The sequence below is a fragment of the Paenibacillus sp. FSL R5-0378 genome (assembly GCF_038009285.1).
In the GTDB taxonomy this organism is placed as follows: Bacteria; Bacillota; Bacilli; order Paenibacillales; family Paenibacillaceae; genus Paenibacillus_AQ; species Paenibacillus_AQ favisporus.
In genome coordinates, this window is record NZ_JBBPAY010000001.1 from 2062004 (window position 1) to 2075160 (window position 13157).

Annotated in this window: 11 protein-coding genes; 5 read left to right on the forward strand and 6 right to left on the reverse strand. The window is 54.4% G+C overall.

Annotated features, from left to right (window positions below; genetic code table 11):
• Positions 1-177 precede the first annotated feature (177 nt).
• Positions 178-2034: a DNA helicase RecQ gene (recQ, locus tag MKY74_RS09785; RefSeq protein WP_076173256.1), complete on the forward strand. Its 1857-nt coding sequence runs from the start codon at positions 178-180 to the stop codon at positions 2032-2034.
• An 18-nt stretch (positions 2035-2052) separates the two neighbouring features.
• Positions 2053-3822, forward strand: a complete 1770-nt coding sequence (locus MKY74_RS09790) for a B12-binding domain-containing radical SAM protein (RefSeq protein ID WP_076173255.1) — start codon at positions 2053-2055, stop codon at positions 3820-3822.
• A 143-nt stretch (positions 3823-3965) separates the two neighbouring features.
• Here the strand turns inward: MKY74_RS09790 and MKY74_RS09795 are convergent, their stop codons facing one another.
• From MKY74_RS09795 to MKY74_RS09810, 4 genes are all read right to left on the reverse strand, one after another.
• Positions 3966-4889: an alpha/beta fold hydrolase gene (locus tag MKY74_RS09795; RefSeq protein ID WP_208629367.1), complete on the reverse strand. Its 924-nt coding sequence runs from the start codon at positions 4887-4889 to the stop codon at positions 3966-3968.
• Between the two features lie 69 nt (positions 4890-4958).
• On the reverse strand, positions 4959-5927 hold the full coding sequence (locus tag MKY74_RS09800) for a type I phosphomannose isomerase catalytic subunit (protein ID WP_076173254.1): 969 nt from the start codon (positions 5925-5927) through the stop codon (positions 4959-4961).
• Between the two features lie 219 nt (positions 5928-6146).
• Positions 6147-6728, reverse strand: coding sequence for a tRNA (mnm(5)s(2)U34)-methyltransferase (locus tag MKY74_RS09805; RefSeq protein ID WP_076173253.1), 582 nt, complete (start codon positions 6726-6728; stop codon positions 6147-6149).
• Between the two features lies 1 nt (position 6729).
• Positions 6730-7683 (reverse strand): TIGR01212 family radical SAM protein, encoded by a 954-nt coding sequence (locus MKY74_RS09810; protein ID WP_076173252.1) that lies wholly within the window; start codon positions 7681-7683, stop codon positions 6730-6732.
• Positions 7684-8063: 380 nt separating this feature from the next.
• Between MKY74_RS09810 and MKY74_RS09815 the strand changes: the two genes are divergently transcribed.
• Positions 8064-8261: a hypothetical protein gene (locus MKY74_RS09815; protein ID WP_076173251.1), complete on the forward strand. Its 198-nt coding sequence runs from the start codon at positions 8064-8066 to the stop codon at positions 8259-8261.
• A 198-nt stretch (positions 8262-8459) separates the two neighbouring features.
• Complete coding sequence (gene trmB, locus MKY74_RS09820; RefSeq protein WP_076173250.1) at positions 8460-9221, forward strand: tRNA (guanosine(46)-N7)-methyltransferase TrmB; 762 nt, start codon at positions 8460-8462, stop codon at positions 9219-9221.
• A 22-nt stretch (positions 9222-9243) separates the two neighbouring features.
• Here the strand turns inward: trmB and MKY74_RS09825 are convergent, their stop codons facing one another.
• Together MKY74_RS09825 and MKY74_RS09830 are read right to left on the reverse strand one after the other, a co-directional pair.
• Positions 9244-10377, reverse strand: a complete 1134-nt coding sequence (locus MKY74_RS09825; RefSeq protein WP_076173249.1) for an MGDG synthase family glycosyltransferase — start codon at positions 10375-10377, stop codon at positions 9244-9246.
• 51 nt (positions 10378-10428) lie between these two features.
• A complete protein-coding gene (locus MKY74_RS09830; RefSeq protein ID WP_076173248.1) occupies positions 10429-10956 on the reverse strand; it encodes a phosphatase PAP2 family protein in 528 nt (175 codons plus the stop codon).
• An 807-nt stretch (positions 10957-11763) separates the two neighbouring features.
• On the opposite strand from MKY74_RS09830, the gene MKY74_RS09835 reads away from it, so the two are divergent.
• On the forward strand, positions 11764-13002 hold the full coding sequence (locus MKY74_RS09835; protein ID WP_076173247.1) for a glycosyltransferase family 2 protein: 1239 nt from the start codon (positions 11764-11766) through the stop codon (positions 13000-13002).
• Positions 13003-13157 lie beyond the last annotated feature (155 nt).

Sequence of the window (13157 nt, forward strand, 5' to 3'; positions counted from 1 at the left end):
ACCACGGTTGCTCATTCCCGGAAACCCCGGTAAACTTAGAATTGGACTGAATCAAGTCATTCTCGAAAGTCATCATGTATCTATCACCTAAAGTCAAAGGTTGAGTTTAAAAATGTGGCGCAGCCTTGAAAGCTGCATGGCCCGCCGCTGAATTTGCATCGTTAGGAGTTCTTATTTATGAGTGTGGAGACCCCTTCTTTGGAACGGGCACAGGAAATGCTGCAAAAATATTACGGCTATCCCGACTTCCGGGAGGGCCAGAAACATATCGTATCCAGCCTCCTGAAGCATCAGGATACGCTGGGCATTATGCCGACGGGCGGGGGCAAGTCGATCTGTTACCAGATTCCGGCGCTGATGCTGCCGGGCCTGACCTTGGTCGTATCGCCGCTGATCTCCCTGATGAAGGATCAGGTCGATGCGCTGACGGCGATGGGCATCGCCGCTGCATACATCAACAGCACGCTGAGCGGCAAGGAAGTGAACGAGCGGATCCGCGCGGCCAAGCGGGGGGAACTGAAGCTCCTGTACGTGGCGCCGGAGCGGCTTGAGCTCGATTGGTTCCGCGACGAAATGGCGCAGCTGGAAATTTCCTGCGTGGCCGTCGACGAAGCTCACTGCGTGTCGCAGTGGGGGCATGACTTCCGGACGAGCTACCTGTCGGTAGCTCCGTTCGTGGAAGGTCTGCCTGAGCGGCCTATCCTGGCAGCGTTCACCGCGACGGCTACCCCGGAAGTGACCGAAGATATGGTCCGCCTGCTGAGGCTCCAGGAGCCGGAAGTGTTCGTCACCGGGCTCGGCCGGGACAATCTGGCCATGTCGGTGCTGCGCGGGGAGAACAAGCGCGATTTTGTCATGAGCTACGCCGAGGCCCATAACAGCCAGCCGGGGATTATTTACGCGGCGACGCGCAAGGACGTGGACGATTTGTATCAGCGTCTGAGCAGCGTGGGCTTGGCCGCAGGCCGCTATCATGCGGGGATGAGCGATGAAGAGCGCGCCGCCAGCCAGGAGGCATTTCTGTACGACGACATCCGGGTGATGGTTGCCACCAACGCGTTCGGAATGGGCATTGACAAATCCAACGTCCGGTACGTCATTCACTACAACATGCCGAAAAACATGGAGGCTTACGTCCAGGAGGCCGGACGCGCCGGCCGGGACGGCGAGCCGAGCCAATGTATTCTGCTGTTCAGTCCGCAGGATATTATTACGCAGAAGTTTCTGATTGAGCAGAACCCGCAGGAAACGGACCGCAAATCGAACGAGTACCGCAAGCTTCAGCAAATGATCGATTACTGTTATACGACCCGCTGCCTGCGCAGCGCGATGCTGGACTATTTCGGTGAGTCTCACGAGGACAAGCCCTGCGGGATCTGCAGCTCCTGTACGGATGACCGCGAGCTGGTCGATATGACGGTCGATGCGCAGAAAATTTTCTCCTGCGTCCACCGGATGCGCGAACGCTTTGGCGTATCGCTGGTGGCGGCAGTGCTGAAGGGCTCGAAGAATAAAAAGGTGCTGCAGTACGGCTTTGACAGCCTGTCCACTTACGGGACGATGGCGAACCGGACGGAGAAGGAAATTTCCGAGATCATTAACGTGCTCGCCTCAGAGGGGTATCTGGCGCTTTCGGAAGGCCAGTATCCGGTGCTGCGGCTGCAGCCGCTGGCGGCCGAAGTGCTGAAGGGCCAGCGGCAGGTGCTGCAGCGCACTGCGCGCCCGGCAGCGGCGCAAACGGGCGGCCGAAGCTCCCGCAGCCGCGACGTCTCGCCGTCGGCGGTCAACGAGACCGTGTTCGAGCAGCTGCGCCTGATCCGGCGCGAGCTCGCGGGCAAGGAGCATGTGCCGTCGTATATTATTTTCAACGATGCGACGCTGCGCGAGATGAGCGTGGTATGCCCGCAGACCGAAGATGAAATGCTGAATATTAAAGGCGTCGGCGAGGTGAAGTTCCGGAAGTACGGCAGACCGTTTCTTGATTTTTTCCAAAATCAGAGCGATGATGCCTACGCCGGCGGATATGATGAATAAGAAGAAGGTCGTGAACCGATGAAAGTCCTGTTATCCACCCTGAATGCCAAATACATCCATACCTGCCTGGCAATCCGCCTGCTCAAGGCATACAGCCAGCATGAGTTTGATATCGAGCTGGCCGAGTATACGATCAAAGATCCGGTCATGAACATCGTGTCCGACCTGTTTCAACGGAAACCCGACGTCATCGGGTTCTCCTGCTATATTTGGAATATCGAAGAGACGCTGAAAGTGATCGAGATCGTGAAGAAGGTCATGCCGGAAGTCACGATCGTGCTCGGCGGACCGGAAGTTTCCTATGACACCCAGTATTGGATGGAGCGGATGCCGGCGGTCGATTTCATCGTCATGGGCGACGGCGAAGAGACCTTCCACCATTTGCTGCAGGTGATCGAAGGAGACCGCAAGTTCCATTTTGTCTATGGCGTTGCTTACCGGAAAGGCGATGAAGTGATCATCAACCCGCCGCGGCCGAAGAGCGACCTCAATACGCTGCCCACGCCGCACCGTTTTCCCGAGGATATCCCGAATTTGGGGAAGCGAATCGTCTACTTCGAGACGAGCCGCGGCTGTCCGTTCCAGTGTCAGTTCTGCCTGTCCAGCATCGAGAACGGCGTCCGGTATTACGACATCGAGCGGGTGAAGTCCGATATTACGTATTTGATCGCCCACGGCGCGAAGATCATCAAGTTTCTGGACCGTACGTTTAACATTAACCATCAATATGCGCTGGAGATGTTTGATTTTCTCATTAAAAATAACCGCGGCTGCGTGTTCCAGTTCGAAATTACGGCAGACATCATGCGTCCCGAAGTGCTGCAATATCTTGCTGACAACGCGCCCCCGGGGATTTTCCGGTTCGAAATCGGCGTACAGTCGACGAACGATCCGACCAACGTCATCGTCAAGCGACGGCAAAATTTCGAGAAGCTGTCCCGGACCGTCAGCATTATTAAAAACAGCGGCAAAATCGACCAGCATTTGGATCTGATCGCCGGTCTGCCGGAAGAGGATTATGAAACGTTCCGCAAGACGTTTAACGACGTGTTTGCCCTGGGACCGGAAGAGCTGCAGCTCGGTTTTCTGAAAATGCTGCGGGGCACCGGCCTGCGCCGCGATGCCGGTAAGTACGATTACACGTACATGGATCAGGCGCCTTACGAAATTCTCGGCAGCCATAAGCTGCCATTTGCCGACATCGTCCGCCTTAAGCGGCTGGAGGATGTGCTGGAGAAATACTGGAACGCGCACCGGATGGATCATACGCTGAACTATCTCATGACCCATGAATTTCCGTCACCGTTCGACTTCTTCCAGGAATTCGGCGACTATTGGGAAGGACAGGGCTGGCAGAAGATCGGCCATCAGCTCGAGGACCTGTTCACGCGTCTGGCCGCTTTCCTGAAGCAGCGGGAGACGAAGCGCATGGATGTGATTCTGGGGCTGATGAAGCTGGATTACTTCCTCAACCATAAGTACAAGCCGCGTAAAATATGGTGGGAGCAGCCGCTCGCCAAGGACGATTGGAGCAGCCTGATGAGAAAGGTCACAGAACATCCGGAGCTCGTCTCGGGGAACTTCGCTTCCTTGGGCTTGTCCGAACGGGAACTGCAAAAGCATGCAGTGCTTGAAGTGCTGCCATTTGCGCTGGATGACTTGCTGGCCGGCAGAGAGGACGGAGCGGAGGCTTCCGGGGGGACGGTGCTGATCGTGCTGTACCAGCAGGACGAGAGCGAACTGCCGTCGTTCTATACGATGAAGCTGCAGCCGGCGGAGTTGCTGTAACTGAACATGTTAAGATCGGCAAATTATGAGCGTCGATAATATGCAAAGAAAAGCCGCTGCACGGGGTTATGACCACCGTGCAGCGGCTTTTGTTCATTCAGGCCTTGGACCTGCGGGTATTTCTTCGAAGCAGGGGAAGGGCACTACACATGCCGCTCCAGCCAATCGAGCAGCTCGGTCATGACCTCGTCCCGGTTCATCTCGTTCAGCATTTCATGGCGTCCGTTCGGGTACAGCCTGCATTCCACGTCCTTGATGCCGATGCTGCGATAAATGTCCTCCAGCCGCCGGACGCCCTTGCCTTGTTCCCCGACCGGATCGAGTTCCCCGCTGAAGAGGTACACCGGCTTATCTCGGGGAATGCCGTCATAGCTGCCGGGATTTTGAATATCCTGCAGCAGGCTGAAGAAGTCGTAGAAGAATGAGGTCGTGCAAATGGCTCCGCAGTACGGATCTTCAATGTATTTATCGACTTCCTTCGGATCCCGGGAGAGCCAGTCAAACCGCGTCCGGGTCGGGGCAAAGCTGCGGTTGTAGCTGCCGAAGACCATTGCGTTCAGCAGGACGCTGCGGTGCGACTCCCCTTGGAGTGCGCCCTGCAGCCTGGCGACCGCTTTGCCGGCGTTCAGCATGCTCCGCGGGCCGTTCGTGCCGGACAGAACAAAGCCGGTATACGGTCCGCCGTCCGTCTCCATCACCCGCTGCACGAGGAACGACCCCATGCTGTGCCCCATCAAAAAATGGGGAATATCCGGGTGCCGGTCACGAACGATGCCGCCGAGCTGCTGAATGTCCTGGAGCATATGCCGGAAGCCGTCCTTGCCGGTATGGCCGAGCCGCTCCACATTGCCGGCGGTCAAGCCGTGCCCGCGCTGGTCGTGGGCATATACGGCATAGCGGAACCGCGTCAGCAGCGCGGCGAGCCGTTTGTAGCGTTCGGCCGTTTCGCACATGCCGTGGGTGATCTGCAGGACGGCCTTCACTCCAGCCGGCTCGTCGGGAAGCCAGGCATAGACATGGATCTGCGTACCCAGCGGATCCGTCATCGTAAACGTTTGTTCCCGCAATGGAGGTCACTCCTTCATTCTTTCGTGAATGACAGATGAATCAGAAGAAATGCCCCGTGCCTTATAGGCTTAAGGCAGGTAGGAACGGAGAACGGTAGCATTTCCTTTTAGCTCATATTGACCGAGATTAGCCGGAAGCAGGAAGCACTGGCCGGCTTTGTAGTCCTGCGAGCCGCCGTCCCAGGCGATGGAGCCGCTGCCGTCACATACGACCAAGATGGTGAAGCTGTCCGGCGTGGTGGAGAGGCTCCAGGATCCGTCCACGATTCCTTTTTCCACGATGAAATAAGGGGACTTCGCCAGCTGCAGCCATTCGCCCGCAGCACTGCCGGCGGTCTTCATCGTGGTGGCCCCGGATCCTTCGTAGGCGATGACGTTCAGCGAATCTTCAATGTGCAGCTCGCGCGGCTTGCCGTCCAATCCCGGACGGTTGTAGTCGTAGAGGCGATATGTCGTATCGGAGTTCTGCTGGATTTCAGCCACGACTACACCGGCGCACAACGCATGCACCGTGCCGGCAGGGATATAGAACGTGTCTCCGGCTTCGACGGAAACTTCCTGCAGGCTGTCCATGACGGTTCCGTTCTCGAGCGCTTCTTTCATTGCCTCGCGTGTAACGCCTTCCTTAAGGCCGTAGATGATTTTGGCGTCCGGCTTGGCGTCCAGCACGTACCACATTTCCGTCTTGCCGAGCTCGCCTTTCGGCAGCCCCTCATAGTCGTCGGTCGGATGCACTTGGACCGACAGGTCGTCATTGCAGTCCAGCAGCTTGATCAGGAGCGGGAATCGGCCGTTTTTCTCGGAAAATCCCTTGGCGCCGAACCATTCCTTGCCGAATTGTTCGCGGACCTGATCCAGGCCTTGGCCTTTCAGCTCCCCGTTAATCACGGAAGTCGTGCCGTTCGGATGATCGGCGATCATCCAGCCCTCGCCGATATGTCCCTCTGGAATCTGCAGCCCGAACTGTTCGAGCGCCCGGCCTCCCCATACGCGTTCTTTAAACTCCGGCTGAAATAATAATGGATAAGGTTGTGTCATGTCTTCATCGTTCCTTTCTTGGGTTCGTGTGATCGGTTGGGATAAACCGCTACTATGTAAAACAATACCTTGGGCCGGGCCGATCCCCTTGGACCGGAATCTATCCGGATGAAGAGGGCGGCAGGGGCCCTGGGCACAACGGTTTCAAAGTGTTTCAGCATGCCGCACCGCCTGGTGGGGCGGAAGTTCGCGGCACGAGCCGCTTGAGCGGCCAGCGCGCTATTTTTTCTCCAGCGCAATGACATAAGGGGCATCCGCGCGCTGCAGCTGCCTGTATATGACGGCTTGGGCCGATGACTGGGGCAGGGCGGTGGCCCAAGCGGTTACCGCCTGGGCCTCCAGATCGCCGCCGGCATGACCCGGATACAGCACGGCCGTCATAATGCCCCGCCGTCTCAGCAGGGACAAGCCGGCTTCCAGCGCTTCAATCGTGCTGTCCGGCGTGGTGATGACGGCTTTGTCCGCCTCCTCGGCAGGCAGGTAGCCGAGGTTGAACATCACCGCCCCGACCCGGCCGTGCACGCCCTCCGGCAGCGCCTCCCGCATCGCGGCATGGCTCTGCAGGTACAGCGTCACCGGAGCGATCTGCTCCGGTGCTTCCTGCGCCAGCCGTTGCCGGGTCAGGGTCAACGCCTGCTCCTGCACGTCAAAGCCGTAGACGTGCCCCTTGGGACCGGCCGTCTTGGCCAGAAAGAGCGTATCGGCCCCTGTACCCATCGTGGCATCCACGGCAATATCCCCGGGACTCAGACGCTCGGCGATTTGTTTGTGGGCAAAGCTAAGAACGGAAAGAAACCCCATGCTATACTTTCCTCCAATACTTACCCTGCCAGCTGTCCCGTGCCTCGAGCTCGGCGTCGATGCCGTTCAGCACTTCCCATTTCTCCTGAGACCACATTGGGCCGATCAGCAGCTTCCGCGGGGCGTCACCCGTCAGGCGGTGAACGATCATTTCGGGCGGCAGAAATTCAAGCGTGTCCGCGACCAGCTTAATATATTCATCTTGTTCCAGGAAGCGGAGCAGATCCGCTTCGTACTGCCTGACCATCGGCGTACCCTTCATCAGGTGAAGCAGATGGATTTTGATGCCTTGAACGTCCATGTTCGCCACGGCGCGCCCGGTCTCCAGCATCATTTCGTGGGTTTCCTGCGGCAGGCCGTAAATGATATGCGCGCATACCCGGATGCCATGCCTCCGCAGCTTCTCCACGGCGTCGATGAAGCACTGGGTGTCATGCGCGCGGTTGATCAGATCGGATGTCTCCTGGTGAATGGTCTGCAGCCCCATTTCGACCCACAGATAGGTCCGCTCGTTCAGCTCGGCCAAATACTCGATCACATCGTCAGGCAGGCAGTCTGGCCGCGTGGCGATGGACAAGCCGACAACGCCCGGCTGTTCCAAAATGACTTCATAGTACTCTCGAAGCACATCGACGGGGGCGTACGTGTTGGTATAGGCCTGGAAATAACCGATATATCGGGCGTGCGGCCACTTCTCATGCTGTTTGTCCCGGATGCTGTTAAACTGGGTGATCAGGTCGTCGCGCCGGCTGCCGGCAAAGTCGCCCGAGCCTCGGGCGCTGCAGAAGGTGCAGCCGCCCCTTGCGATTGAACCGTCGCGGTTGGGGCAGGTGAATCCGGCATCCAGCATGACCTTGAACACTTTATCGTTAAACTGTTCCCGCATCTCGTAATTCCACGTATGGAATCTTTTATCGCCCCACAGCAGGGGAGAAGAAAGGGTTGGGCTGTTCATGGATGGTACTCCTTTATTGTGCATTGCGGCTTACGCTTGCTCTATTGTAACAAAAATCAGGCTTAAAGGGTATGAGGAGGCCCGTGGGAAACGCTGAGATTTACGGGCTTTTCTCCCCTTGGATTTTGAGCCGTTATTTCATATAGAGGTTCTCCATGAATCGGGGCGAAATACCAGGATATTTCAGGTTCATAGACTGCAAAAAAATGTTTCAAAAACAGCGCCGCTATGCCGCTAATCAGGCGAATATTCCATTGATAAAACTTACATGAAGTGTTATATTTTAATTAGCGTCAGCACCCCGGTTTCGGGGTAAATATTTTATAGAATTCATAAAAGCGTGACGTCATGGCCAACATATTAACCGTGAGGTGATAATGATGAATTCTTCAACTGCTGAGACACAAGGTAAAGGCAAGATTTCTGTAGAGCTGACTCCTGATGAGGCGCTTGCCCTGACAGGCGTAGAATTTAACGGCAATCCGGAAGTGAAAGCGGCTGCCCGCCGCAAAATTCGCAACGCTTTCGAAAAGACATTTGATTTTCAGCATCAAGATGCGGTAGACTATCAACAATGAAACCGTTGGACCCCAATTCCAAATAGATAATGGAAAAGAATTCCGAATTCCTCGTGTTCGCATGAGAGAGACCGGGATTCTTTTTCTTTTGGGGCGAGTCAAGCTTTCCCTCTTTACATTTCGGCTTAAGTTCGGCACAATATTGCAGTAGCCGCAAGTGCCGCGGCAGGACGGAAGTATAACTAGCGGAGGTATGAGATGCGTTTACGCGGAAGAAAAGGAATCCGGGAAAGTCTGGAAGAACAGCAGGGCTTCGTCGTTCTGGACCCCCGGTCGTATAAAGGAAAATGGTCATCGCTCTTTGGCAACGACCGTCCGATCTACGTGGAGTTTGGCATGGGCAAAGGACAGTTTATCAGCCAGATGAGCTATCGCAACCCGGACATTAATTTTATAGGCATCGATATGTATGATGAACTGATACGCCGGGCCAGCGAGAAAGCTAAGATCGCCTGGGCCGAGCGGGAGGTCGAATATCCGCCGAATCTGCGGCTGGCGCTGGCCAATGTCGAATATGCGGAGGAAGTGTTTGCGCCGGGAGAACTTGAGCGGATTTTCCTGAATTTCAGCGATCCTTGGCCGAAGGCGAGACATGCCCGCCGCCGTTTGACACATCCCCGTTTCCTCGACAAATACTGCGGTCTGCTCAACGATAACGGCGAAATTCATCTGAAGACCGACTCGCAGACGCTGTTTGAATTTTCGCTGAATTCCTTTGCGGATTACGGTCTGCAGATGACGAATATCTCGCTGAATCTGCACCGCGAAGGACCGAACGAAGAGCATGTCATGACCGAGTATGAGACTAAATTTGTAGGTCAGGGCATCAACATTCACCGCTGTGAGGTGATTGTGGGCAAGGAAGCGCTGAGCCGGTATCAGCAACAGCGGCTGGACAAATACGGACTGCGGCCGGACAAGCCGGGGCAGCCGGAAGAGGCCTCCAGCGAGCAACCATAAATACAAAATAAGGTGCCTTCCCTCAGGAAGGCACCTTATTTGATTCCAGCATGTCGATAATGCTCTGGGCGCTTTGCATCGGCCGGTAGCGGTCAATGCTCTTCAGCTGCTCTTCGCGGCGCTGCTGGATCGAATCGTATTCGTGAATCAATTTGTTCATCCACTTCGTGATGACCTCCAGAGAGGAGATCGGCTCTCCAAGGCCCTGGGCGGTGAAGTACTGGCAGTTCTCTTCTTCCTGTCCGGGAAGCGGGTGATGGAAGAGCATCGGGATGCCCTTGGCCAAACCTTCCGTACAGGTCATGCCGCCAGGCTTCGTCACGAGCAGATCGGAGACCTCCATCAGCTTATCGACCTCGGGGGTAAACCCGATCAGCCGGATGTTGGGATGGTTGTAGCTCGGATCCTGTTCGAGCTTGCGAAGGACCTTCTCGTTGTTGCCGAGGCAGAACACGATTTGAATCTCGTCCCTCCAGCGGGTCAGGTAATTGTTGATGACTTCGTCATTCATAATGCCCCATCCGCCGCCCATGACCATCACCGTGGGCATGTTCTTCAGCCCGAACTTCTCCCGGATCTCTTCCTTGACCGGATGCTCCCAGAAGTTCGGATGCACCGGAATACCGGTGACCTCGATTTTGGATGCGGCGACGCCCTGCTCCAGCATCTTCGATTTCACTTCCTGGGTAGAGACCAGGTAGCGGTCCACTTCCGGGCTGATCCAGGTGCCGTGGGCATCGTAATCCGTAATAACCGTGCACAGCGGAATGTTCGAACCGAGCCGTTTCAAGCGGGAAATGACCGCGCTTGGAATCGGATGCGTGCAGACGACGATGTCGGGCCGCAGCTGATTGACGATATTTTTGGTATGTGTATAAAAAATGCGGTGAAGCGCTAATGTCGTAAACCGATTCAGTGACTTTTTATACTGGTGCCTGTACATCATTCCAACCAGCCTCGGCTGCGAAAGAACGGTCTTCTTGTAGGCGGTAATAATGAGCGGTGCGACCTTGGGATTCAGGAAGCTTCCGAGCTCAAGCACTTTGGTTTGCACACTCGGCGACAGCTTGCGCAGACTGCTTGAGAGTGCGTAAGCAGCTCGAGTATGTCCCGCACCGAAGCCTTCAGATAATAACAATACTCTTTTTTTCATCACTCTCAATTCACCTGTTCCTGCATGTTTTTCCTTATACCCACCATATCGACTTTAGGGCCACAATGCAACTGTTGCTGTAGCTACGGAAGTACCAATTACTGCTCCCGCGAGCACATCGGATGGGTAATGAAGTCCCAAATACATCCGGGAAAATCCGACCACGAGGCTTAAAGCCAAAAAAAGTGCGGTCCACTCAGGATGCCCGATCATCATAGGAACTGCCAAGGAAAATGCTGCCGTCGTATGCCCGGATGGAAACGAATGGTCCACCAGCGGCTTGCGAAAGGTGCGGGTTCCCGGCAGGGCGAGATGCGGCCTGACCCGGGGATACATTTTCTTGGCTGCCGCCACCGGAATGTGGCTGACGGCCAGAGCGACGGCGGCCTGGGCGCCTTGGGTGCTCCATGACGGCGGGGCCAGGCCCCAGCACAGGAGGCAGGCACAGATCGTAAACGTAGCCCCTCCGAGATGCGTCAAATAATACAGCCAAAAATTGAAAAAACGATTATGAAGACGTCCGTTGATCCATTGGAAAAGACGCCGGTCCCATAATTGAAGTTTCTTGAACAAACGTCTCATTCCATCCCTCCGTGTACAGCCAATCTTCTATGAAATAATGGCAGATCATGGACAACTCATGCGATGTTTTTCTAAATTTTATCATATTTCCGAAGGGAGCAGAAACTATAACTTCGTAAGTCCCCTTCTTATAATATATAACCCAATTCAAGGTCGTTATTTGACACCACCCGTGAACTTTGTCGGGAATCGGCCGATCTTGTCCAAAGCCATTTTTCGCGAAAAAATGGGGCCCGGTAAGCAATTGGCCAATTTTGACTTCCCCTGGAGGAACCTTTACAATGATTCAAACGGGTGCAATCCGTTTATTAAGAATTGATGTTTAAAGTATAACTTTTCTTGGCTTCATCTCGTTTATTTATAAAGTATGCCGATAATCATGGAAACTGATGACTAAAAAAAGGGGGGACCTGAGAAATAAAAACCCGGAAAAGAGATGAAAATAAGAACTAACAGTCATGAATAGGAGCCCGTAAGGGGCTGAACCGTCAGGAAACCGCCTCATTACCGTTTTTTTAGACGAATACGAGGTTTTACGGTTTTGACAAATGACTGAAAAGTGTGGAAAATCGATAGGGTCATCCGAAGCGTTAACAAAACGTAAAAGAATGTAAAAGGTCAAAAGGGTCATAAAGAATTAGAAAAGGGTAACGGCTTTACCGTAATCTATATAGAATGAACTAAAGAAATGAACGTTACAGGACCGCATTGGACCGTTATAACAGGAAGTTCAACAAACTTTAGTTCAATCTATACTACAGAGAGAAACATGATTATGAGGGGTAAAAAAGGGGGGTTCTGAGAGTCATGTTAGACGCCATTTTTATCGCGCTCCAGGTTTTGCTGGCCGCGATCGGTGTGTACCAGTTTGTATTTTCCATTTTGGGACTGTACAGGAAAAAGAGGAAACAGCATTTTGAACCGACCAAGTCCTTCGCTGTGCTCGTTGCAGCGCACAATGAAGAGCAGGTCGTCGGGGCTCTGATGGAGAACTTGAAGCAGCTGAATTATCCGAAGGAGCTGTACGACGTGTTTGTCATCTGTGACAACTGCACAGACGGTACGGCACGCATCGTGCGCGAGCATGGCATGAACGCCTGCGTACGCACCAACAACAACCTTCGCGGCAAAGGCTACGCCATCGAGTGGATGCTGAAGGAATTGTGGGCCATGCCCCGCCAGTATGATGCGGTTGTCATGTTTGACGCCGACAACCTGGCAGATACGAATTTCTTGAGAGAAATGAACGACGATTTGTGCTCCGGCGCACGCGTCATTCAAGGATACATCGACACCAAGAATCCCGAGGATTCCTGGATTACGGCTGCTTACGGGATTTCATATTGGTACATCAACCGTCTGTGGCAGCTGTCGCGCCATAACATGAACATGGCCAACTTCCTCGGCGGTACGGGGATGTGCTTTGAAACCAACCTGCTGAAGGAAATGGGCTGGGGGGCCACCAGCTTGGTTGAAGACTTGGAGTTTACGATGCGCAGCGTGAAGCGCGGCGTCTATCCAAAATTCAACTACGACGCCAAGGTGTTCGACGAGAAGCCGCTGACGTTCAAAGCTTCCGCAAGACAGCGCCTGCGCTGGATGCAGGGACACTTTACGGTGGCGCGCCGCTATTTCTTCCCGCTGATCTGGCAAAGTATCAAGGAACGCAGCATCGTCAAGCTGGACTTGGCGCTGTACGGGGCGAACGTATACATCGTTCTCTTGACATTCCTGATGACGGCCACGATCTGGGTGGACAATACGTTCTTCGACGGTCCGAACATCGCCAACCTCTACGGCTATCTGCCGTTGTGGCTGAGCTTTGTGGCGATCGGTGCCAACGTCTTTACGTTCCTGGCTGCGATGATTTTGGAGAAGGTCACCTTCAAGAAGGTCTATTTGTACCTGGTGCTCTTCCCGATCTATCTGATCTCCTGGTATCCAATCACGTTCTATGCGTTCTTCACGCAGAACAACAAGCAGTGGAGCCATACCCAGCATACCCGCGTGGTAAGACTGGAAGAGGTTCAGAGCAAGCAGGGGTAAACGCCTGGAAGCGGGTTGACATTGTCCGGGCCCTGTGTTAAATTATTTGAGTGCTTTAAATACGAAATGGATTCAAAGCAGAAGCTCCAGCTTCTCACCTGACCGACGAAGGTTGGCGGGTTACTGATCCAATGATTTGTGAATGCGATATTTCA